Below are 24,788 nucleotides of genomic sequence, written 5' to 3'. Positions count from 1 at the left end.
TTACAACCAAACAACGTAAAACTATCGATTAACGATTTTTAACAATTAAACAATTGTCAATTTAATTGTAGTTTAATTAATATATTCATAAAATTGTCCTTTATTAACTAATAAATCACTAAACAATAGCGACTTCTATATTTAAAAGTAAAATAGGCACAACTATCCCAATCAGATACCATATTATTTTTTGGGGAAGTTGGTTTGTACTTAACGTAATACGTTGGGGAAGTTATTACGAAGATTACTGGTATTCTTTTAAATCTAATATCGTTACGGTATCTACGAGCATTATATTAATCTATGTTAATATTTACTTTTTGTATCCGAAATATATTTTAAATAAAAAATATATTAAGTACATCATTTACTTTCTTATTTCTATTGGAATTTTTTATGTTGTTAGAACGGAGCTTATTTATTTATTTATAAACGAAAATGTCTGGCCAGAGTCTGATAAACCGCAAAAAGCATACTCCTTTAATCATATTTTAGTCGTTTTTTTAATTGGGGTATATGATGTTGCGTTAGTTACTGCTATTAAACTTACGGCTGAATGGATACTAGAAAGGAAACGCTCAGAGCAATTAAGAGAGACTCAGTTAAGAACGGAGTTAAATTTCTTAAAGTCTCAAATACAACCACATTTCTTTTTCAATACCCTAAATAATTTATATGCATTAGCAATAAAAAAATCTGATGATGCTCCTAGAGTAATTTTGAAGTTATCTGACATGATGCAATATGTTTTATATGATGTCAATAGTCCCAAAGTAAGCTTGTTACAGGAAATAAAGCATATAGATAACTATATCGACATTGAGAAAATGCGATTTAATGATCGCATTAATTCAGAAATGAATATTACCGGGGAAATTGAAGATATTCAAGTGCCTCCATTACTATTCCTTTCCTTTGTAGAAAACTGTTTTAAACATGGATTAAAAGAAAATGATCATATATTTATTAATATAAGCTTTAGGGTTATTGAGAACAAATATTTAGAGTTTATTCTTAAAAATAATTTTAATCCAAATGCCAATAAAGATGGTAAACAAGGAATAGGTTTAAACAATGCTAAACGAAGGTTAAATTTATTGTTTTTAAATAATTATAAAATGGAATCAAAAATAGAAGACAGCAATTATATTTTATTTTTAAAAATCCCTATCTGATGAAAATTAAATGTGTAATAATTGACGATGAGCAGCTAGCTATAGGAGTGATAGAAGATCATTTAAAAAACTTTGATCATGTAGAAGTTGTTGCCACTTTTAATAACCCTTTAAAAGCCTATCCTATTTTAGAACAGGAAAAGATAGATGTTATATTTTTAGATATAAATATGCCTCAGATAACAGGCTTTTCTTTTATAGAAAACCTTAGCAATAAGCCATTAATAGTTATCACCACGGCATATAGAGAGTATGCTGTAAAGAGTTTTGAACTAAATATATTAGATTATTTAGTTAAGCCTATTCCATTTAATAGGTTTTTAAAAACAATGAATAAAGTATATCAACAAGTGTATATTAATAATGTTGGGGGTGATTCCTCATTACAACAAGAACCTCATATATTTTTAAAAGTCAATAAGAAACTTGTTAAAGTAAACCTTAATGATATTCTTTATATAGAAAGCTTAAAAGATTATATAAAAGTTATTGCCACTATAGGGGATTATGTAGTGCACAAATCACTTACTGCTATTACTGAAGAATTACCCCAATCAAGTTTTATGCGAGTGCATCGATCTTATACGATTTCTATAAATAAAATTGTAGCCTTAGAAGGCAATACCATTGAAATATCAAATAAGAAAATCCCTATAGGTAGAAATTACCTAAAAAAAACAAAAGATCGAATTTTCAATATTGGAAAAAATGATTAAGTAACCCAAACAGAAAAATGAAACAATCTACTAACCAACCCAAGAATTCAACTATAGTTCCAATTACGATTATAGCTGGCTTATTTTTTATTTTTGGTTTTGTAACATGGATTAATGGAGCTTTAATACCTTTTATGAAGACTATTAATGAACTAACAGATGCACAATCTTATCTTGTTGCATCAGCTTCATATATTTCATTTGTTGCAATGGCATTACCAGCCTCTTATATTATAAATAAAATAGGTTTTAGAAAAGGGATGTCATTAGGTTTAATAATTATGGCTATAGGAGCTCTTATATTCATACCAGCAGCTAATGCTAGAACCTATTGGGTATTTTTAGTTGGTATATTTATTCAAGGAGCAGGAATGACATTGCTACAAACCGCATCTAATCCATACATTACTATATTGGGGCCTATTGAAAGTGCCGCAAAGAGAATTGCCATCATGGGAATTGCTAACAAAATAGCTGGAGGTCTTGGTTCGGTTATTTTTGGAGCAATTTTATTGTCTGGCATTGATAGTATGAAAGAAAAGCTAAGTGTTGTTGGTGTTGCTGAAAAGGCGAATATATTAAATACCTTGGCAGATAGTGTTGTGACACCATATATTGTTATGGCTATAGTTCTATTTTTATTGGGCATACTCATAAGAAAAGCTCCTTTACCTCATGTAGAAGCAGCGCCTATAGAAGAATCAGTTGGTGGAGGAAAATCTAAAACTAGTATATTTCAATTCCCTCATTTATGGTTAGGTGTTTTGGCTCTATTTGTTTATGTAGGAGTTGAAGTTATAGCTGGAGATACTATAATTTCGTATGGAATTTCTTTAGATATTCCTGTAGAACAAGCTAAATTTTTCACATTATTTACATTAATGGCTATGGTAGGAACATATGCCCTTGGTGTGTTTTTAATTCCAAAATACATGAGTCAAGCATTAGCATTAAAAGCCAGTGCGTTGTTAGGGATTATTTTTTCCTTTTGTATTCTTTTTACCAACGGTTTTACATCTGTACTTTTTGTAGCTGCATTGGGTATAGCTAATGCTTTGGTTTGGCCAGCAATTTGGCCATTAGCTTTAACTGGTCTTGGCAAATTTACAAAGACCGCTTCAGCGTTACTAATTATGGCAATTTCAGGTGGTGCTATACTACCACCACTTTACGGAGTATTAGTTGATAACAGGAAGGAACAACTCATTGCAATTGGTGTTCAAGAAGTATCAGCAATGGCTGAAGCAGCATCCCATGGATATTGGATTTTATTACCATGTTACACCATTATTCTATTCTATGCTTTTTACGGCCATAAGGTAGGACTTAAGAAAAGTTAAATGCTTATTGTATTTGTGAATGCTAAAATAAAATCAGTAGACCTTTTAAGAAGTTTTACCATTTTAGAGATAATATTGGTAAATACAAAAGGAATTTAACTTCAAAAAGAGATTTCAGAAATGAAAAGATTTTCGAAACATCTGATGGATCCAAATCTGTAAGCCTTGGTATAACTCTTTTATATTTCTTCATCAACTAAAACTTCTGTGGGGCTACTTTAAAAATATACAGAATCAAATGTAATAAAATCATCAATTACCGAAAACGGAAACCTTTGAAAGCTTATTAGACAAAGTGACACTAAATATTGTAATGCAAAACCATTAATACAGTATTATCTCACAGCTTCATAAAATTTATAATTCTAATAAAAAGCTAATCTCTTGGATGTCAATAATAATAAGGCTATCGAAAAAAGTTTTAGCGTATACTTTAGCTAAATAAAAAAGCGTTGGGCAATCTAATGGTTGCCAACGCTTTACAATTAATTCGTTGTGGTCCCACCTGGGCTCGAACCAGGGACTTTCTGATTATGAGTCAGATACTCTAACCAACTGAGTTATAGGACCTATTGGTTTTTGTTAATGTCTTCATTTTAGAAGAGTGTGCAATATTACTATATATTTTAAAACTCTACAAGAATTTTAATCTCTAATGTCTTGGCATAATTCGATCAATACGCCATTTGTTGATTTGGGGTGTAAAAAGGCAATAAGCTTATTATCAGCTCCTCTTTTAGCAACCTCATGTATCATTGTAAATCCTTCGCCTTGGAGACGCGAAATTTCTTCTTTAATGTTTTCGACCGCAAAAGCTATATGGTGAATACCCTCCCCCTTTTTCTCTATAAATTTTGCGATAGGACTATCTTCTGTGGTGGCTTGTAATAACTCTATCTTGTTTGGTCCACATTTAAAGAAGGATGTTTTTACACCTTCACTCTCAACATCTTCAATTTTATAATGGGATTCACCAAACAGAGCTTTAAAAAGGTCGTTAGACTTATTAAGATTCTTTACTGCAATACCTATGTGTTCTATCTTTTTCATTCTTAAGATTAAAATAATTATCCAAATAACGGAATTATACAAATAGTAAAGTATGATTTTTGTTATTTAAAATACCATAATCTTTAAATATGCTCTACTTTTGTCTTATGGAAAGTAATAGACAAAAGAAAATAGCGGGTATTATTCAACAAGATGTAGCAGATGTTTTACAAAGAGCTGCCTCAGAAGGTGGCCTAAGAGGTGTTATTATTTCAGTATCTAAAGTTTCCGTAACCGTAGATTTGTCTATTGCTAAAGTTTACCTAAGCATCTTCCCTAATGATAAGGCAAATGAATTATTAGAAGGTATTAAGTCAAATACCCCCTTAATAAGACATGAACTATCGCAGCGCACACGTCATCAATTAAGACGCATGCCTCACTTAGATTTCTTTATTGATGATTCTTTAGAATATATAGATGGTATTGAGCGTTCTTTAAAGGGCAAGGATAATCCTTTAGACAATCCGGATCTATTGAGTAAGCGCAAAAAATCTTAGGTGAATTTTTCATTATATATAGCAAAACGCTATTTGCTTTCTAAAAGCAGTAATAATGCTATTAATATAATGACAAGAATTGCTTCCGTTGGTGTTATCGTCGCTGCAGCCGCATTATTTATAGTACTTTCTGTTTTTGCTGGATTAAAAAATTACAGTCTTCAATTCTCGTCTTTCGTAGATCCAGATCTAACGCTTCTACCCATGAAGGGAAAATCCATGCTCTTTACAGATGATGAAAAACTTAAATTAAATAAAATTAAAGGTATTGCATTCTTTTCTGAAGTTATAGAAGAACGTGTTATTATTAAATCAGAAAATAAAAATCTATTAGCAACGTTAAAGGGGGTTGATTCAAGCTTTTTAGATGTAACTAATGTTGACTTAATGGTGACATCTGGATCTTGGATTTCGCCAGAATCTAATGATGTTGTTTCAGGTTGGGGAATTTCGAATAATCTTTCTTTTGGAATTCTGGATTACAGAAAAGCTCTAGCGCTTTATGTGCCAAAACCAGGGGTTGGGCAGGCGAGTGCAATTAAGAGTTTGTATAATTCCACTTATGTAAACAACGTGGGCTTATTTGATATTAATGAAGAGCTAAATTCTGAATTTGTTTTTTCTGATATCGGTCTAGCTAGACGATTATTAAACTACAACGAAAATCAAATTAGCGCTATAGAATTAAAGCTAAATCCTAGTGCAAATGAAGATGATATTCGGGGAGAGATTAATTCGGTCTTTAACAACAAAGTAATCATAAAAAACAGAGGACAATTAAATGATGCGTTGTTTAAAATGTTAAATACAGAAAACCTTGCTGTCTACCTTATTTTTACATTGGTTATCATTATTGCTTTATTTAATGTAGTCGGGGCAATTATAATGATGATTTTAGATAAGAAAAAATCACTCAATACGTTATATAATCTTGGAGCAGAACCAAAAAATATTAAGTCCATTTTCTTTTTTCAAGGAAGCCTATTAACAACAATCAGCGGTATAATTGGTGTTGGTCTTGGTCTTATCGTAGTTTTTTTGCAGCAACAATTTAGTTTAATAATGTTAACTCCAGACTTACCGTACCCTGTACGCTTAAATATTATTAACGTAATTATCGTTTTAGTGACAATAATTGTTTTGGGAGTGGTTGCATCTAGGCTTGCTTCGCAACGCATAACAAAAAGCTTGATACAATCTTAAACAAACTGATAATCTGCAAACTTTTCCAAGACCTCGTTAAAGGTTTCAAAAACATCTTTAGAATCATCACTAGTGACCATTTTCATCCGATATTCTTTAAAGTTTGGAATTCCCTTAAAATAATTCGTGTAATGCCGTCTCGTTTCAAAAACGCCTAACTTTTCCCCTTTCCAATCTATAGACATCTGTAAGTGCCGCCTTGCCGCTTCAACACGCTCGGGCATAGATATAGGCGGTAAGTGCTCACCTGTTTTAAAGAAATGTTTTACTTGCTTAAAAAACCAAGGGTTTCCAATCGTTGCTCTTCCAATCATAGCGCCATCTAAACCATAATCGTCACGCATTTCTACGGCACGTTCTGGAGTATTAACATCGCCATTACCAAATACAGGAATTTGCATTCTAGGATTATTCTTAACCGCGGCAATAGGCTTCCAATCTGCATTGCCTTTATACATTTGGGCTCTCGTTCTGCCGTGAATAGCAATAGATTTTATACCAACATCTTGAAGTCGTTCTGCCACCTCAACAATCTTAATAGAATCATGGTCCCATCCTAAGCGTGTCTTTACAGTAACTGGTAGATTGGTGCGTTTTACCATTTCGGCAGTAAGCTTTTCCATAAGACACACATCTTTTAAAATACCAGCACCTGCGCCCTTAGACACTACCTTTTTTACAGGACAACCAAAATTGATATCAATAATATCTGGCTTAGATTTTTCAACAATATCAATGGTCTGAAGCATACTTTCCATATTGGCACCAAAAATCTGAATCCCAACTGGACGCTCTTTTTCGTAAATATCAAGCTTCATGACACTTTTAGCAGCATTACGGATTAGCCCCTCGCTAGAGACAAATTCTGTATAGACTACATCTGCCCCTTGCTCTTTACATAACGCTCTAAATGGTGGATCACTTACATCCTCCATCGGCGCCAAAAGCAACGGAAATTCACCTAATTCTATATCTCCAATTTTAACCAAGTCGACAAAATTTGAAGCAAAATTACAGATTTTTAATGTATTTACTATTTAAAACCCAGAGCCCGTAAAAACCTAAGATACCTTCGCCGATGGTTCCATATAGATAAGCGTTAGAAGGGTTGCCATCAAATACAATGCTCATAATTCTTCCTCCAGCAAGGCCAAACATAAAAATACAATTGCTTAGTAAGGCAGTGCTTAAATAGCTGTTTTTAAATAGTGCTATTAACCATAATGCCGAGAACCCTAAATACAAGCCAGAAATGGCTTTATAAAAGTTATATTCATCAATGGAATTAGGTTGGAGTTTTAAAAAATCCCCTAAATCGAATCCATAAATCAATGAAATAGGCACAACAATAATCACCGAAATAAATAAATGAATTTTAATGATAATTGAAGTGGAAGAAAGTTTCATACTTATTCTCTAGACCAGCTTGATGTAGAAGAAATAACACTTGTTGTTGTTGATCCTGTAGCTACATCAGTCTCTGTAGTCGTTTCATCTTGAAAAAATGTTAACATTTGACCGTCTTCTGAAATTTGAAAGTTTAGGGTTTGCTCCCCTTGCAATTGAGAAAAATCGATATCTTCAAATGAAAATTCGAAGAAAGAACCATCAATAGTCATCTCATTACCGTTAGTAGAATAAGCCCCTGAACCCATTACATTGTCAATGGTATAAGACTCGCCCGGGAATTCCATTCCATTTGCAACAATATCTGCAGTATAACTATAACCTCCTTCTGTGCTAAAATTACTTTGAGTAAAGCTCAATACGTAGGCAACATCTGTACTTAAAATATACACTTCGGAAGAAAGTTCTTGTCCTTGAAAACTTATTGAGCTACTAACTGACGCTTCTAATTCTAATAAATTCCAACTACCCATCAAATCATTATTGTTAGTATTTGAACTGGTGTCTATATTGTCATCTAGCGACTCGTTTTCACATGTAAAAGCAGTAAGTAGGCTAAATAAGCACATAAGTGCTAGTGATTTTTTCATGTTATAGATTGATTTGATTAGGGTCTAAATGTACAATTAAAATTTACTTCTCAATAATCATGTAGACTATTGACTTAAAAATCTATTTCAGTTTTAATGATAGCTTCTCCTCGGATGACAGTTCTTACCAATTTATCCCTTTTATCATAAAGTTTATGGCATCAGTATCTACATTCGAATTCTTAAAAATTCGACCCTCACAAACCCATTTCTTCTCTAGATAAAGATAAAAAAAGTCGATTATTGTTGTCTATAAACACACCACATTTCAACCCATAATGCTGCTTTCTGCATTTGTTGTAAAATCAACTTCTTTGTGTGGGTCTGTTCTAAACTTAAGCCTAAACTCTTGAACAAGACAAATGTCCTGAAACTCCTTTGCGTATAAACGGCAAATACCTCTAGTCAATACGTAATCGCTATGATGTTTTTTAGCTAATCTAGAGTACTGTTGTTAAGCAATTAACTAATGAAGTGGGCTGTGATACCAAAACTACAGTATGACCAAAAGGATATAAAATTATTTCTGTTTTAATACAAATTACTGATTTACAAATACATATAAACATTAATAAGAGTAATGTAAAACAAATTACCAACGAACTTAGTTATAATGATGGCGCCTTCTTTTTGAGTGTAATTCTTCTCCTTCAGAAATCCAGCAGGACATAAAAGAATACAGAGAGCATTTGGCAGAAGGGTCAATGGAACTAACAGAAATATAACTATACAACTGAAACACTGATGAATTTGAACTAAAGTAGTTTACGGAACTTGGTAATCCCAATTGGAAGCCACTCTTTCACCCTACTAATAAGGAGAATATGCTTTCATCAAACTTTAGAACAAGCAGTGGTTTTAAATTTAATCTATATTTGGTTGATTTTAATAGAACGTATTTGACCCTCTCATCTAATCGCAATAATGGTGGTGGTGATTCCAACTTGTTTATTACTGAATGGCGCGACTAGCGTTATTCTGAGATTGAATAATTAAGATACCAACTTATTTATTGCTGAATGGCAGGATTAGTTTAAATCTTCTAGACGCTCTCTTCCTTCCTCGCTTGTTGCGCGTTCATTGGTGTTTAACTTGGTATTTCCAAAATTATACCGGAAACCCAATCTAACAAATCTGTTGTCGACATCAACAAAACCTCTACTTGATTGATTTAAATAGTTAATCGAAGAATCAAAATCCTGGAAATTAAATATATCATCTACAGAAAGTGATATCATTCCCTTTTTATTAAAAATGGATTTAGAAATGCTTAATTCAGAGGCTAACCTATCTTCAATAGTTTGAAACTGTTGAAGGTTCTTTCCGGCCCAAATCATAGTGAAATTAATATTAAGACTTTTATCCTCTAAAAGCGACAGCGAGTTTTGAAGAAAACTATAATTAGACCATTGATCCTGTTTTACGAATCCCTCACCAAAATTGGATTCTTCTTCAATATTGTAAAATGAGGTCACAAAATATAAGAACCAATCATTTGTAGGAGAATAGGTAAATTCAAAATCAAAACCATATTCCACTTTCTTATCTAAATTAATTGGGGTGTAAGCAATGATATTAGTCTGGTTATTCTGCCTAGGGAGTTCAACAATGTCCCCATCAAAATTATCATAATATGCAGAAACAGTAAAGTGTTTTAAAAAATTAATTCCAACATCGAAATGATCCTTATAAATCGGTACCAAATCCGGATTTCCAAGAACCACAGTATTCTCATTTAAGAAAAATGTAAATGGGTTGAGGTCTGAATAACTAGGTCTTGTTATACTTCGCTTATAATTTGAATAAATACTTATATCATCCGCTATATTGTAAGATATGCTCGTATTAGGAAACCAATTAAGGTAGTTCTGAGTGTTAGATTCTGTTAAAGATAAAGACCTGCCCTCTATATTAGTTTGTTCTGTTCTTAAACCAATATTTAAATCCCATCTATTCCAAGACTTAGCGTAATTCACGTAAGCTGCAAAAACATTTTCATTATACTTAAAGGCATCACTGTTTTGTGTATTCGGAAACTCCTGGCCATTTATAATATCAACTCTAGAAATATCACTATCTGTTTTTACGTTAGAAACCTTTACGCCAGCGTCAAAACTTGAGCTTTCATCTATTGGAAGATTATAATCTGCTTTACCAGTAATAATTTGAGTGTCTTGATTGGCTAAAGTGTTAAACTCCGAATCATCTCCAATCTGTTCATCTTGAAAAACGCGTTGGTCGCGTTCATAATCATAAATGGTAAAGTGCCCATTAATAACTAAACTTGCATCATTTTGAAAGGTATGTCGGTATATGAGATCTGTACCAATATTTAACTTATTGTCTCTTGATAGATTATCTGCTGTAAAGTTTCTAATAAAGTCATTGTCATCGTCAAAAACGTTCGTAATATTTTTTATTTGATACTTAAAATAAGGCATATACAAGCCAGTACTCGTTAGGCTTATTGTATTATTATCATTTATATAATAATCAAAATTGAGGTTAAGGTTGTGTGTCTCGGACCATGTGTTTCTATTAGTTCTGGATTTCCAGATTTCATCTATTTCATAGATAGGCTCTTCATTAGGGTTGGGGTTTATGTTTTCCAAAAAATTAACCGTATCATCCTGATCTCTATTAATCTTTTGGTTAGTATAACTGTAGTTTACATTTAAATTGACTTTATTGTTCTTAAAATAATGACTCGTTCCTGCATTATACCTAGGAAACACTCCTTGTGTAAAATTAGTGGCAATATTTCCTCGATATCCTGTTACTAGGTTTTTACTCATAATTATATTGATAACCGAACCACTATCTGCATCATAACTTGCTGGCGGATTAGTTATAACCTCAACAGATTTAATACTATTAGCAGGAGCACTTTCTAATAATTGAATGAGCTCTTCTGAGGTTAATTGCACTTTACGATTATTAATGTAAATAGAAGCAGGAGCACTTTTAATATTTATTGAGCCCTCGCTTACTATTACTCCTGGTGTACTTTTTAAAACACCTAAAGTAGACCCTTCAATAAGAGCAGTATTCTCGACGTTAAATATTAAACGATCTGGTTTTCTGTCGATGGTAGGTTTTTCTGCAACAATAGTAACTTCGTCAAGATTCTCTGATGTTGCCTGAAGGACAATAGTTTTTAAATCTACTTCACCTCGTAATTTAACAATCTGAGAAAAATCTTCATAACCAATAAAACTAGCTGTTAATTTATAGGTAGAGGCCTTCAAACCGTCAACTCTAAAGCTTCCGTCTTGGTTGGTTGCTGTACCTTTAACAAAGGTAAAAAAAGAACTCTCGGGTTGGGCGCCCTCCTCAATAATAATATTAACTAACTCAATAGGTGCACCATTTGAATCCACAATTTTTCCAGAGATGGAATAGTCTTGTGCAAATAATGTTAGCGTTAGCGCAATAAAAATTGCACTTAAAAAAGATCGACAGTGAGCAATCATTAATTAGGTTTGAGTCGCAATATAAAGATAGTTTTTTACTTTATAATATGGTTTTTCCGCAGTTTGTGAAGGTTTAAAAATCTGTTTAGATACTATAAAACTTAAGAAATGAGTTATATTTGCACTCTTAAATGTTGCCCTTAGAAAAAGAGAAATGAAGAACATTCGCAATTTCTGCATTATTGCACATATTGATCACGGAAAAAGTACACTTGCCGATCGCTTATTAGATTTTACAGGATCAGTGACTGATAGAGAGAAACAAGATCAGCTTTTGGATAATATGGACTTAGAGCGTGAACGAGGTATCACCATAAAATCTCACGCTATTCAAATGGAGTATACCTATAAGGGCGAAGAGTATATTCTTAATCTTATTGATACTCCTGGTCATGTTGATTTTTCTTATGAAGTATCGCGTTCTATTGCAGCTTGTGAAGGAGCGCTCCTTATCGTAGATGCTGCACAGAGTATTCAAGCGCAAACAATATCCAATTTATATTTAGCTCTTGAAAATGATCTCGAGATTATTCCTGTGCTAAATAAAATTGATTTACCTAGTGCTAATCCTGAGGAGGTTACAGATGATATTGTTGATTTATTAGGCTGTGATCCCGAAGAAGTAATTCCTGCCAGTGGTAAGACAGGGCTTGGAGTAGAAGATATTTTATCTGCGATTATAGAACGTATTCCTGCGCCTGAAGGTAACCCAAGTGAACCATTACAGGCTTTAATTTTCGATTCTGTTTACAATCCTTTTAGAGGTGTTGAAACCTACTTTAGAGTTATTAATGGCTCAATAAGAAAAGGGCAGCAAATAAAATTTATTGCAACAAATAAAGATTATTTCGCCGATGAAGTTGGAACGTTAAAATTGAATCAGGTTAAAAAAAATGAAATAAAAGCTGGTGATGTAGGCTATTTAATTACTGGTATTAAAGACGCTCGTGAAGTAAAAGTCGGTGATACTATTACTGATGCTAAAACTCCTACAACTAATGCTATTGAAGGCTTTGAGGATGTAAAACCTATGGTATTTGCAGGTATTTATCCCGTTGATACTGAAGATTATGAAGAACTCAGAGCGTCAATGGAAAAACTGCAGCTTAACGATGCGTCTTTGGTTTTTGCTCCCGAGAGCTCAGCAGCCTTAGGGTTTGGTTTTCGTTGTGGTTTCTTAGGAATGTTACATTTGGAGATAATTCAGGAGCGTTTAGAGCGTGAGTTTGATATGACGGTTATCACTACCGTACCAAACGTAAGTTACCATGCGTTTACCAATAAAAACCCTGATGATATTGTCATTGTTAACAATCCATCTGATATGCCTGAGCCTTCTACACTTAATCGTGTTGAAGAACCATATATTAAAGCAACAATAATTACAAAGTCAGATTTTGTTGGCCCTGTAATGAGCCTATGTATTGAGAAACGCGGTCAAATTACCAACCAAACCTACCTTACAACTGAGCGTGTTGAGCTTAGTTTTGATATGCCTTTGGCAGAGATTGTGTTTGACTTTTATGACCGCCTAAAAACCGTTTCTAAAGGTTATGCTTCTTTTGATTATGCGCCAATAGGAATGCGTGCTTCTAAATTGGTACGTGTAGATATCTTATTAAATGCTCAGACCGTTGATGCCCTTTCTGCTTTGGTACACGCTGATAATGCTTATACCATTGGTAAAAAAATGACTGAAAAACTGAAAGAGCTTATACCAAGACAACAATTTGATATTCCTGTACAGGCCGCAATTGGAGCAAAAATTATTGCCAGAGAGACCATTAAAGCACTTAGAAAGGATGTAACAGCCAAATGTTATGGTGGTGATATATCACGTAAACGAAAACTTCTCGAAAAGCAGAAAAAAGGTAAAAAACGTATGCGCCAAGTTGGAAATGTAGAAATTCCACAGCAAGCGTTTATGGCGGTACTAAAGCTAAACGATTAAGTTGTTCTTTTCCCTAGATAAACTAATTTACTTTTAGCATCTATTTCCTTTTCCAAATCCTCATCTAAAGATGGAATTACATGGATATAATCTTTGCTTGTTTTTAAGAACAATGGGATTTGATCTTTATCTGTTTTAATAGTATCTAAAGCGTTTTGATAAGAGGCTAAATCTTTAACAGGAAGCTCGTGTATTGTTGGATAGTTTTCTGTCACCTGAATAAGATTATTAAAGTCGTCAGATAAGGTAAAAACACCATCTTCAGGAGAAATAGATCCATTCTCTAATTCTGTCTTGGAGGCTAGTCTAAAAGAGCCGTGCTCTCCAAATTGAGCTCCAAATTTCTCAACCGCATATTTATTAATATCGGCATTACCTGTAAGCGCTAGTAAATACCCTATATCATTAAACTCTACGTTATCCTTTAATGTGTCAGAGTATATGTTTTCTGTATGGGCCTCTATCCCTAATTTCTCAGCTTCATTAACATTGTTTTGATTGCTATCCACAAGTACTACATGCCTCCCATTATCAATCAAATATTGAGCAATAAGTCGAGATACTTTAGAAGCTCCTATGATTAATATGCCTTCTGATTTGGTTAGGAAAACGCCAGAAGCTTTAGCAAATAATCGTGCTGTCGTTGCATTTAATAATACTGTCCCTAGTACAATCATAAACACCAAAGGCGTGATGTACTCTGCTCCAACTACGTGTTCGGCGCTTAACTTACTACCAAAGAGTGAAGCAATACCTGCAGCTACAATACCACGAGGACCTACCCAACTAATAAATATCTTTTCATTAGTCTTAAGTTTTGATCCGTGTGCACTAACAAAAACAGCCAAAGGTCTAATCACAAATACTACTGTTAAAAATAGAGCTAAAGTTTCCCATCGATAAAGCAGCATTAAATCATCATAATTAATATTAGCAGAAAGTAAAATGAAAAGTATTGAGATAAGTAATACGCTTAAAGACTCTTTAAAATATAATAGCTCCTTAATGTTGTCTAGTTTGCTATTTCCAATAACCATACCCATAACGACCACAGCCAATAAACCAGATTCATGAGCAAATATTTCAGATTCAATAAATACTAAAAGAACTACAGATAGGGATACTACATTAAGTAAATAGTGCGGGATAAATTTTTTATTAATTGCGAATACCAGTGCGTGGGCAAAAGTGAAACCGAATGTTGTACCAAATAACACGATTTTTCCAAACTCGATTAACGCGGTTTTTGTAAATCCAACTTCACCACCAACGAAAATAAACTCAAACACCAATACCGCAACTAAAGCACCTATGGGATCAATTAAAATACCTTCCCACTTTAAAACTGTTGAAACATCGCGTTTTAAGGGAATATTCCTCAATATTGGGGTAATCACCGTTGGCCCTGTTACAATGATTAAACCGGAAAACAAAAAACATAAATCCCAACTTAAGTCAAATAAATAATGCGCTAAAACTGCTGCACCAAAAAAGGTAACTGCCGCACCAACTGTTATTAGTTTGGTAATTACAGGGCCTACCGTTCTAATTTCGCTCCGTTTTAAAGTGAGCCCGCCTTCAAATAAAATGATACTAATAGCTAGAGACACAAAATAAAATAAGCCTTCACCTGGAAACAACCCTTTTTTACCATTCCAAATTGGCTCAATCCATTTAGAGCCGTCATCATTTATAAATTCTGCAGCGATTGGTCCCACCAATAGACCAATTAAAATTAAAGGTAAAATTGCTGGGATTTTAAATTTCCAAGCAACCCATTGGGCTAAAATACCTAGAATGATTATACCGGCCAGTTCTACCATGATTGTGTTTTTTAATTCCTTTCGAAAATAGCTTTTTTTTTACAACCCTTAAAATCCTAATAAAACGTAAAGGTTATTACAAATTACAGCGTATTTTGGTAAATTGCGTATCTATGCATTTATATCCTATTAACGCAGGAAATTTTAAACTTGATGGCGGAGCCATGTTTGGAGTTGTTCCTAAATCTTTATGGCAAAAGACCAATCCAGCAGATCAAAACAACATGATTGATATTGCGGCACGTTGTTTGTTAATTGAAGATGGTAATCGATTAATATTGGTAGACACCGGAATGGGGAATAAACAAAGTGATAAATTTTATGGTTATTATTTTCTGTGGGGAAATGATACGCTTGATTCGTCTCTAAAGAAATATGGCTTTCATAGAGATGATATCACTGATGTGTTTATGACACATTTGCATTTTGATCATTGTGGAGGTAGTATTCAGTGGAATGCGGATAGAACGGGTTATGAGCCCGCTTTTAAGAATGCACATTTTTGGAGTAACAAAGATCACTGGAAATGGGCTACAGAACCAAATAGAAGAGAAAAAGCATCATTTTTAAAAGAAAATATCCTTCCCATAAAAGACAGCGGGTGTTTAAAATTCACCGCATTACCTACAGATAATATCTTAAAGAACTCAGAACTTGGTTTTGATATATTCTATGCTAATGGCCACACAGACAAACAGATGATTCCTATGATTAAATACAAGGGGAAAACCATATGTTTTATGGCAGATTTATTGCCAACAGCTGGTCATCTACCCCTACCATTTGTTATGGGTTATGACACTAGGCCGCTATTAACTTTAGACGAAAAAGAATTATTTCTAAACATGGCAGCAGATCTTAGTTATTTCCTGTTCTTAGAACACGATGCTCATAATGAAATTATCACAGTTAAACATACAGAAAAGGGTGTGAGACTCAATGAAGTATACACCTGTAAACAAATATTCAATTAAAACTATAATTTATTAATATGACATTAAAAAACAAAGCAATCGGTTTTTACGCTTTATCCACCATACTTCTTTTTGGCTGTGGATCAACAGCTGGTGTTTTAACAACACCCATTGAAAATATTGACTCCTCTCCTTTAAAGGTCACAGAATTAACAGAGGTAGAGAAAAAAAATTGGGGTCATTTAGATTTAGAAAGGGACACAATTCCTGGTATGGCTGTTGATAGAGCATATGATGAAATTATCAAAGATAAAAAGGGGCAAAAAGTTATTGTCGCCGTTATTGATTCTGGGATAGATATTGATCATGAAGATTTAGACGATGTTATCTGGACTAACAAAAACGAAACCCCAAATAATGGGAAAGATGATGATAATAATGGCTATGTTGATGATATTCATGGTTGGAATTTCCTAGGTGACGCCTATAATGAGCAACTTGAGTATGTAAGAATTCTAGCAAAGAAAGATACTTTAAACCCAAGATATGCTGAGGCTAAAAAATTACATGAAGATGAATATCAGACTTGGAGTGCACGCAAAACGCAATATGATCAAATAGCGCAAGCAGTCAATAATGCCCATGAACTATTGAGTAAACACCTTAAAAAAGAAGATTATACAATGGAAGACATTAATAATATTTCTTCTGAAGCACAAGATATTCAACAAGCTATACAAATCTCTAAAAATATTAAGTCCAACGGTTTGTCTATGCAAAAAGCTAAAAAAGAACTAAAAAATATTCAAGAACAAGTCAATGAGCGCCTCAATTATAATCTCAATATAGATTATAAGGGACGAACAACCAATGATGATATCAATGATTTATCTGATATTGGATATGGTAATGGTAATGTAAAGCATGTTAAAAAGTCTGAGTCTCACGGTACACATGTTGCAGGAATTATTGCTGCTGAACGTAATAATGGTAAAGGTGCAAATGGCATTGCTAATAATGCAGAAATAATGGCGCTTAGGGTTGTACCAAATGGTGATGAATACGATAAAGATGTGGCATTAGCTATACGTTATGCTGTTGATAACGGAGCCAAGGTTATTAATGGTAGTTTCGGAAAATCATTTTCACCTGATTCTCAGTGGGTAAGAGATGCTATTAAATATGCTTCAGACAATGATGTTGTTTTTGTACATGCTGCTGGAAATGATAGTAACAATGTTGATGTTGAACCTAATTTTCCGGATGACAATGTAAATTTTGTAGAGATTTCTAACTCTTACATTAGAGTTGGGTCACTGACTCAGAAATATGGTTCTAAAATGGTTTCTGGCTTCTCAAATTATGGAAAAAAGAATGTTGATATTTTTGCCCCAGGATCTGAAATTTATTCTACTCTACCTGAGAATGAATATGATTTCAAAGGAGGAACTTCTATGGCAGCCCCTGGTATTGCTGGTATTGCTGCGCTTTTACGCTCACAATATCCTAATCTTTCCGCGGCACAAGTAAAGCAAGTTATAATTGATTCTGGCCTTCCATTAACCACTAAAGTTGTTGTTGGTGGAGACGCCTCAAACGTTAAACCGTTCGCTGATTTATCTAAATCTGGTAAAATTGCAAATGCATACAATGCCTTAATTATGGCATCAAAAATTAAATAAATAGTCTGTAAAACCTTTACATAATGAAAAACCTTCTATTTAGCATCATTTACGTTGCAATGTTTGTGTCTTGTAATGCTACAGAGAAACCTGTTGCTGATAAAAATGAAAAAATCCAAACTTTAAATGGATATTGGCAACAACATGTTAATTATCAAATGGAAATTGATATGGATGTGGATAATTTCCAATATCAAGGAAAGCAAAAACTTATTTACACTAATAATTCCCCTGATGTTTTGAATCGTGTATACTACCACCTATATTTCAATGCCTTTCAACCAGGAAGTGAAATGGATGTGCGTTCTCGAACGATTCAAGATCCAGACTCTAGAGTGGGAGACCGTATTAGCAAACTTAAGCCTAACGAAATTGGTTATATAAAGGTTAATTCACTAAAGCAAAATGGTAAACCTATTGAACATGAAACAGTTGGAACAGTTTTAGAAGTGCAATTAGAAAAACCTATTCAACCTGGTGAAAAAGTGACATTTGAAATGGACTTTGATGCTCAAGTTCCTATTCAAATTCGCCGTTCTGGAAGAAATAATAAAGAAGGTGTGGCGCTTTCTATGACGCAGTGGTATCCAAAATTAGCAGAATATGATGATGAAGGTTGGCATGCGGACCCATATATCGCTAGAGAGTTTCATGGTGTTTGGGGAGATTTTGATGTTAAACTCACTATAGATAAGGACTATGTTGTTGGAGGAACTGGCTATCTGCAAGGTAAGCCAAAAGTTAAGTCTGGTAAAAAGACATTACACTATAAAGCGCCAAATGTTCATGATTTTACGTGGGCTGCAGACCCAGATTTTATTCATGATACATTAAACATGCCAAATGGACCAACTCTGAATTTTTATTACAAAAATGATCTAGATCCAGAATATCTTGAAAATTGGAAAAAATTACAATTAGACACAGCAAAGCTGATGGCGTTTTTTAGTCAAAATGTTGGACAATATCCTTACCAACAATATTCAGTTATACAAGGTGGTGATGGTGGAATGGAATATGCTATGTGTACGCTTATAACCGGAAAAAGAAAATACGGTAGCTTACTCGGTGTTACTGCTCACGAAATGGCGCATACGTGGTTTCAGTTTTTGTTGGCAACTAATGAGTCTAAACATGAGTGGATGGACGAAGGATTTACTAGCTATATTTCAAACTTAGCTGTTAGTGCTCTTTCTGAAACTAAAAGTGATAATCCACACTATGGCTCCTACAGAGGCTATTTAGCATTGGCCAATTCTCAATACGAACAACCACTAACAACCCACGCAGATCGTTACGCCTATAATCAATCATACAGTATTTCTGCTTATAGTAAAGGAGCTGTTTTTATTGCGCAATTAGGGTACATTATTGGTAAAGACAACCTTGATAAAACTATTAAAAAGTATTTTAAGGATTTTTCATTTAAGCATCCTAAACCAATGGATTTTGTTAGAACAGCCGAACGCATAACGGATTTAGAACTCGATTGGTATATGATTGATTTTGGTCAAACCACCAATAAAATAGACTACGGAGTAAAATCTGTCGAAGGAAAATCAATTACTTTAGAACGTATTGGATTAATGCCAATGCCTATTGATTTAAGTGTAACCTATACAGATGGTAGCAGTGAAGACTTTTATATTCCGCTTCAAATGATGCGCGGAGAAAAGCCAACCTCAGCTACAGTTTTAAACGATTGGGCTTGGGCAATTCCAACGTATACGTTTAAAACTAAAAATGACATTGCGTCTATTAAGATAGATAGCTCTGAATTGATGGCGGATGTAAATCGCGATAATAATACCTATCCTAAACCAGAATAATTGGTTCTTAAAAAAGTTAAAAGCCGCAGTTTATTCTGTGGCTTTTTTATTTTTGCTTTAAGGCTATTATGAGCAATGCGATTTAAATACACAAAAAAAGACAAGCTAAAAAGTAAAAAGGTGATTGATCAACTCTTTACTGAAGGTAAATCTGTTTCTGTTTATCCGCTGAAGTTGGTGTATCTTAAAACCAAATATGAAGATAATAGCATCATAAAAACTAGTGTGTCTGTTAGTAAGCGTCTACATAAAACTGCCGTGGCTAGAAATCGTATAAAACGTTTACTTAGAGAGGCTTACAGGTTAAATAAACCTTTGTTTTTTAACAATAGTACAATATCTTATGCGTTTATGATTTTATACCTTAGCAAAGATGGAACAACTTTTGAAGAACTCAACACTAAGATGAAATTATTGCTTGAGAGATTCTTAGATAAAACTTCAAATCATGAAAAAGATCCTACATAAAAAACTATTAGTACCTGTAATAGCGCTAACTTTATTTATAAGCACAACGGCTTTCAAAACCGATTTCTTTGAAATCGCTAAGCAAATAGAAATTTTCACCACATTATTCAAAGAACTAAATATGAATTATGTGGATGATACTAATCCTGGTGATTTAATGGACACTGCGATTAAAAGCATGTTAGATGATCTGGACCCTTATACTCAATTTTACAATGAACAAGATGTTGAGGCATCGCGAATTAATAATGCTGGAGACTACACAGGTATAGGCGCTAGAGTTTTGACTTTAAAAGACAAATTAGTCATCGTTGAACCTTATAAGAATTATGCGGCAGATAAAGCTGGGCTAAAGGCTGGTGATGAAATTATAAAAGTAGATAATGTTACTGTAGCAGATTTTAAAGATGATGTCGCTAATTTACTTCAAGGAGCAGCAGGTACAGAAGTGACTATAACTTACAAGCGACAAGGTAAAACCAACAGTGCTAAGATTATTAGAGAATCTCTCGAAATAAAAGCAGTACCTCACTATTCAATGATAGATGATAAAACAGGATATATCGTTTTGAAGAAATTTAATGATAAGGCCTCAGCAGAGACGCTTGGAGCACTGAGGGCTTTAAAAAATCAAGGAGCAACACAACTTATTTTAGATCTTCGTGGAAATCCTGGTGGATTGCTAAATGAAGCGGTGAATGTTACCAATATTTTTGTACCAAAAAATCAATTGGTAGTAACTACAAAATCTAAGGTTAAAAAATACAATAAGACTTACTACACTAAGCGTGACGCCATTGACACACAAATTCCTTTAGTTGTATTAATTGATGGTCGTAGTGCTTCAGCAAGTGAAATCGTTTCTGGTGCTTTACAAGATATGGATAGAGCTGTGGTTCTTGGTGCACGTAGTTTCGGTAAAGGATTGGTTCAGCGTCCTAAGCCTTTGACTTATGGCACACAAATGAAAATTACCATTTCTAGATACTATACTCCTTCTGGTCGCTGCATACAAGCCTTAGACTATTGGAATCGCGATGAAAATGGAAAAGCTAAACGTGTTAAAAAAGAAAATTACAACGAGTTTAAAACCCGAAATGGAAGACCTGTTTTTGATGGTGGTGGCGTACAACCTGACGTTGAAATTGAACTATCTAAAGAAACTCCTATCACTAAGGCTATTCTAACGAAAACTTAGTTTTTAATTTTGCTACTAACTATTACTACAGAAATAATATTGATGATTTAAGTAGTTTTAAACTATCTGACTCTGACTTTAATAATTTTAAGTCGTTTTTAAAGTCAACTAATTTTAATTTTGAAACTAAAACAGAAAAAGCCTTAGAAGATGCTATTTTAATTGCTGAGGAAGAAGAACTTAATGGTGTTATTAACTCAGAAATGAATGATCTTAAAAATGCACTTCAAACTTATAAGGCTAATACCATTGAAGCAAATAGAGCACAATTAAAATCCCTCCTCACAGACGAAATTATTAAACGTTATTTCTACAGTGAAGGATTATATGAATATTACACGGCAAACAATACAGAGATTACAAAAGCCGTTTCTATACTAAATAATCCTAAAAAATATGCTAGTATTTTAAGGTAAATAGCATAGTTTATACGGTATTTTATACAGGTATTTAACAAAAAATTATATATTTAACTGTAGAGAATTTTTCGATACGTAAGAAAATTCTATAAAAAATGAAGGCCCTAGTCGTTTTTATATGTTTATTTATTCAGCTAACTTTTGCTCAAAAAGAGTTAAAGCATCAGGTCTACTTTTTAACTGATCAGTACGAAATTCCTGAGACTGAAGAAAGCCGTCTTTTACTATTCCTCTCTGAAATAGAGAACCTAGATATTCAAAAAATTTCAATTTATGGATTTTGCGATGATAGAGGTAGCGATTCTTATAATATGATTCTTTCACAGCAGCGTGCAGATGCCATAAAAGAAGTATTCTCAAATAATGAATTTGATGAATCTGTTATCACTAATGTAGATGGTAAGGGTGAGATATTACTCAATGTTGTTAATGATAACGATTTGTACAAAATCCGTGGATTAAATCGTAAAGTAGAAATTATCGTTCAACCTTATGATCCACCAAGGGAGAAAGTAGAACAACCTAAAAAAGAAACTACTGAAGAATTATTAAAAGGAGATTTAAAAGAAGGTGATAAAATACAATTAGAAAATATTCTTTTTAGAACCGGGTATAGTTACCTCACAAAAGAATCTAAATCTAAATTAGATGAGATTGCTAAGATACTGGTAGAACGCACAGATATCTATTTTAATATTGAAGGACATGTTTGTTGTACTCATGGCTCAAGAGACGCAATAGATCGAAAAACTAAAAAACGTAACCTCTCTTTAGCTCGTGCTAAAACGGTTTACGATTATCTTGCAGACAAAGGTGTAAAACGTTATCGCATGAAATTTGTTGGTCAACGTCGTAAATTTCCATTAGGAGGCGAACCAGAATTTGATAGGCGTGTTGAAATAGTTGTGACAAGAGTGATTAAGAAAAAAAATTAACTTCTTATCATATTAATATGCGGAATACCATCTTCAAGGTACTCCTCCCCTACTTCTTTAAATTCTAAATTATTATAAAAGCGCTTTAAATAGGTTTGTGCAGAAATCCTAATCACTGTTTGATTATAAGAGTCTTTAATAGTTTTTATAGAAGCCTTCATAATATCATAACCATATTTATGTTGGCGTTGATTAGCTTTTACTATTACCCTGCCAATACTGGCTTCTTCAAAATAATCACCAGGTTTAAATAGTCTCGTATATGCAACTAAATTATTATGTTTATAACCTAAGATATGTAGTGCTTTTTGATCTTTTCCATCGATATCTTGATAAACACAATCCTGCTCAACTACAAATACTTCACTTCGTAATTGTAAGAGATCATACAATTCTTTTGTATTTAAGGCTTTAAAAGATTTTTCTTTAATTTCTAACATTTCTTAATCTTGAACAATCACATCTTTAGCATCACATTTTCCAAACTCTGGTTGAATATTAATATGATTAATATCATACTTATGATAAACCAATTCTTCAATAGCGTTTAAAACTAAATCAAATTCTGATAAACTAATATCTTTATTAAAATCAATATGAGCTTCTAAATGAATTTCATCTTCATTGAGTTGCCAAATATGAACATGATGCACATTTTTTACAATTTCTATAGATTGAATATCTCCAACAATAGCATTAACAGAAGTCGATTCTGGTGTAAACAACATTAAAACCTTAAAAGAATCTTTTAGTAAATTCCATCCCATTACGATTAAATAAACCGCAATCGCAAAAGTTAAGACGCTATCTATCCACCAGATCTGGTAAAACTTCATTAATAAACCACCTATCAAGACTGCCACACTCGCCATCATATCAGTAAGAAGATGAAGGTAAGCACTTTTCATATTCATATTATCATCGGCATTACCTCTAAGTAATAATACACTAAAACCATTCCCTAGAATTGCGATAACCGACAACCAAATCACTAAATTAGATTCAATTTCTTGTGGATTCTGAAAGCGTTCTATTGCTTCAAAAACTAAAAATATAGCTACGAGGATTAATGAAGCTGCGTTAATAAAAGCTGCTAAAATTTCTGCTCGTTTATAGCCAAAGGTGCGTTTTAAAGATGCTTTTTGTTTTACTAATTTATTAGCAACAAGGCTAATAATTAATGACATTACATCACTAAAATTATGAAGTGCATCACTTAAAAGCGCTAAACTACCGGATACTAAACCACCTATAACCTGTGCTGCGGTTATAATTATATTAAGAAGTATTGAGATAAAAAGGTTACGACCGTTAAGATCGTGATGATGAGAGTGATTATGCGAGTGCGAATGACCCATTTAACATGATAATGAAATTTTATCTACTCTATTTTGATGACGACCACCTTCAAAGTCAGTATTTAAAAACACATCTACCATCTTAAGAGCTTGTGGAATTGATGTAAAACGAGCAGGAATACAAATAATATTAGCATTGTTGTGTTGACGTGTAAGTTCTGTAATTTCACTTGTCCAACACACTCCTGCTCTTACTTTTTGATACTTATTAGCCGTCATAGCTACACCATTAGCACTACCACAAATAAGAATACCAAAATCTACCAAATTATCATTTTCATCTTTAGCATCAGGATGTACAATATCTGGATAATCTACACTATCTAAGGTATCTGTCCCGTAATTAGTAATAGCAAAACCTTGAGTCTCTAGATGTGCTACAATAGCTTGCTTATATTCGGGTCCTGCATGATCGTTACCAATAGAAATCTTCATTGTAAATAGTGTTTTAATTACAGTACAAAATTACAAATAATAAGATGTAGTTAATAGCAGTATTAATGACATGTTAATAACTGTTTACAAGTTTTAAAAAGAAAAATTAGGAATGTTCTAAAATAATTTCAAACCAGAATTTAATTAGAATATCAAAATTTAATAATCACTTTTTTCAAGGAAGTTATTCATATTGAAAGTAGAGGAAATAAACAGCTTTATATTAAAAACATATGAGTCAATTCTATTAACATCAGTTATCAACAGTTGTTTACAATAAGTTTACTTTTCTTAGTTATCAAGCTATTACATGTAAATTTAA

General features: G+C 33.2%; 20 protein-coding genes, 1 tRNA gene and 1 pseudogene. 12 read left to right on the top strand and 10 right to left on the bottom strand.

Annotated elements, in window-relative coordinates; genetic code table 11:
- Positions 1-320 precede the first annotated feature (320 nt).
- From HRU49_RS07355 to HRU49_RS07345, 3 genes are read left to right on the top strand one after another with little or no spacing between them, the layout of a single operon-like run.
- Entirely contained in the window at positions 321-1,175 is an 855-nt protein-coding gene (locus HRU49_RS07355) for a sensor histidine kinase (protein ID WP_296355688.1), read from the top strand.
- Positions 1,175-1,891: a LytTR family transcriptional regulator DNA-binding domain-containing protein gene (locus HRU49_RS07350; RefSeq protein WP_296355686.1), complete on the top strand. Its 717-nt coding sequence runs from the start codon at positions 1,175-1,177 to the stop codon at positions 1,889-1,891. The genes HRU49_RS07355 and HRU49_RS07350 overlap by 1 nt, the downstream gene beginning before the upstream one ends.
- A 17-nt stretch (positions 1,892-1,908) precedes the next feature.
- Positions 1,909-3,231, top strand: a complete 1,323-nt coding sequence (locus HRU49_RS07345; RefSeq protein WP_296355684.1) for a sugar MFS transporter — start codon at positions 1,909-1,911, stop codon at positions 3,229-3,231.
- A 496-nt stretch (positions 3,232-3,727) separates the two neighbouring features.
- Here the strand turns inward: HRU49_RS07345 and HRU49_RS07340 are convergent.
- A tRNA-Ile gene (locus HRU49_RS07340) sits at positions 3,728-3,801 on the bottom strand.
- Between the two features lie 75 nt (positions 3,802-3,876).
- Entirely contained in the window at positions 3,877-4,281 is a 405-nt protein-coding gene (gene mce / locus HRU49_RS07335) for a methylmalonyl-CoA epimerase (RefSeq protein WP_296355682.1), read from the bottom strand.
- Positions 4,282-4,388: 107 nt separating this feature from the next.
- On the opposite strand from mce, the gene rbfA reads away from it, so the two are divergent.
- Positions 4,389-4,781, top strand: coding sequence for a 30S ribosome-binding factor RbfA (gene rbfA, locus HRU49_RS07330; RefSeq protein ID WP_296355680.1), 393 nt, complete (start codon positions 4,389-4,391; stop codon positions 4,779-4,781).
- A complete protein-coding gene (locus HRU49_RS07325; protein WP_296355679.1) occupies positions 4,782-5,984 on the top strand; it encodes an FtsX-like permease family protein in 1,203 nt (400 codons plus the stop codon).
- Here the strand turns inward: HRU49_RS07325 and dusB are convergent.
- The 4 genes from dusB to HRU49_RS07305 form a co-directional block, all read right to left on the bottom strand.
- Positions 5,981-6,973: a tRNA dihydrouridine synthase DusB gene (dusB, locus tag HRU49_RS07320; RefSeq protein ID WP_296355677.1), complete on the bottom strand. Its 993-nt coding sequence runs from the start codon at positions 6,971-6,973 to the stop codon at positions 5,981-5,983. The genes HRU49_RS07325 and dusB overlap by 4 nt on opposite strands.
- A gap of 22 nt (positions 6,974-6,995) precedes the next feature.
- On the bottom strand, positions 6,996-7,391 hold the full coding sequence (locus HRU49_RS07315) for a DUF4345 domain-containing protein (RefSeq protein WP_296355675.1): 396 nt from the start codon (positions 7,389-7,391) through the stop codon (positions 6,996-6,998).
- Between the two features lie 2 nt (positions 7,392-7,393).
- On the bottom strand, positions 7,394-7,981 hold the full coding sequence (locus HRU49_RS07310; RefSeq protein ID WP_296355673.1) for a hypothetical protein: 588 nt from the start codon (positions 7,979-7,981) through the stop codon (positions 7,394-7,396).
- 1,028 nt (positions 7,982-9,009) lie between these two features.
- Complete coding sequence (locus HRU49_RS07305; RefSeq protein WP_296355670.1) at positions 9,010-11,454, bottom strand: outer membrane beta-barrel family protein; 2,445 nt, start codon at positions 11,452-11,454, stop codon at positions 9,010-9,012.
- A gap of 154 nt (positions 11,455-11,608) precedes the next feature.
- Between HRU49_RS07305 and lepA the strand changes: the two genes are divergently transcribed.
- The gene (gene lepA / locus HRU49_RS07300; RefSeq protein ID WP_296355668.1) at positions 11,609-13,405 is read left to right on the top strand and encodes a translation elongation factor 4; all 1,797 of its coding nucleotides are present in this window, start codon (positions 11,609-11,611) and stop codon (positions 13,403-13,405) included.
- Here lepA and HRU49_RS07295 read toward each other — a convergent pair.
- On the bottom strand, positions 13,402-15,228 hold the full coding sequence (locus HRU49_RS07295) for a sodium:proton antiporter (RefSeq protein ID WP_296355666.1): 1,827 nt from the start codon (positions 15,226-15,228) through the stop codon (positions 13,402-13,404). The genes lepA and HRU49_RS07295 overlap by 4 nt on opposite strands.
- 113 nt (positions 15,229-15,341) lie before the next feature.
- Between HRU49_RS07295 and HRU49_RS07290 the strand changes: the two genes are divergently transcribed.
- The 6 genes and pseudogenes from HRU49_RS07290 to HRU49_RS07265 all read left to right on the top strand — a co-directional run bounded on the left by HRU49_RS07290 (position 15,342) and on the right by HRU49_RS07265 (position 22,673).
- The gene (locus HRU49_RS07290) at positions 15,342-16,202 is read left to right on the top strand and encodes an MBL fold metallo-hydrolase (protein WP_296355665.1); all 861 of its coding nucleotides are present in this window, start codon (positions 15,342-15,344) and stop codon (positions 16,200-16,202) included.
- Positions 16,203-16,219: 17 nt separating this feature from the next.
- Complete coding sequence (locus HRU49_RS07285) at positions 16,220-17,824, top strand: S8 family peptidase (protein ID WP_296355662.1); 1,605 nt, start codon at positions 16,220-16,222, stop codon at positions 17,822-17,824.
- A 23-nt stretch (positions 17,825-17,847) separates the two neighbouring features.
- Positions 17,848-19,653 carry a M1 family metallopeptidase gene (locus tag HRU49_RS07280; protein WP_296355660.1) on the top strand — a complete coding sequence of 602 codons (1,806 nt, stop codon included), beginning with the start codon at positions 17,848-17,850 and terminating at the stop codon, positions 19,651-19,653.
- A 75-nt stretch (positions 19,654-19,728) separates the two neighbouring features.
- Positions 19,729-20,121, top strand: coding sequence for a ribonuclease P protein component (gene rnpA, locus HRU49_RS07275; RefSeq protein WP_296355657.1), 393 nt, complete (start codon positions 19,729-19,731; stop codon positions 20,119-20,121).
- Positions 20,102-21,735: pseudogene (locus tag HRU49_RS07270) on the top strand (S41 family peptidase). Before rnpA ends, HRU49_RS07270 begins: the two are co-directional and overlap by 20 nt.
- Positions 21,736-21,833: 98 nt before the next feature.
- Entirely contained in the window at positions 21,834-22,673 is an 840-nt protein-coding gene (locus HRU49_RS07265) for an OmpA family protein (RefSeq protein ID WP_296355655.1), read from the top strand.
- On the opposite strand, the gene HRU49_RS07260 is transcribed toward HRU49_RS07265, so the two are convergent.
- Genes HRU49_RS07260 through HRU49_RS07250 form a run of 3 tightly spaced genes read right to left on the bottom strand, consistent with a single transcriptional unit; the run spans position 22,670 to position 24,466 of the window.
- Positions 22,670-23,113, bottom strand: a complete 444-nt coding sequence (locus HRU49_RS07260) for a GNAT family N-acetyltransferase (protein WP_296355651.1) — start codon at positions 23,111-23,113, stop codon at positions 22,670-22,672. The two genes, HRU49_RS07265 and HRU49_RS07260, sit on opposite strands and share 4 nt — an antisense overlap.
- A 3-nt stretch (positions 23,114-23,116) precedes the next feature.
- Positions 23,117-24,031, bottom strand: a complete 915-nt coding sequence (locus tag HRU49_RS07255; protein ID WP_296355648.1) for a cation diffusion facilitator family transporter — start codon at positions 24,029-24,031, stop codon at positions 23,117-23,119.
- Positions 24,032-24,466 carry an RpiB/LacA/LacB family sugar-phosphate isomerase gene (locus HRU49_RS07250; RefSeq protein ID WP_296355647.1) on the bottom strand — a complete coding sequence of 145 codons (435 nt, stop codon included), beginning with the start codon at positions 24,464-24,466 and terminating at the stop codon, positions 24,032-24,034.
- Positions 24,467-24,788 lie beyond the last annotated feature (322 nt).

The sequence above is a fragment of the Winogradskyella sp. genome (assembly GCF_013213975.1).
Classification (GTDB): domain Bacteria; phylum Bacteroidota; class Bacteroidia; order Flavobacteriales; family Flavobacteriaceae; genus Winogradskyella.
Note: the sequence above shows the minus strand (reverse complement) of the source record. Positions and strands in the feature narration are given on the sequence as shown.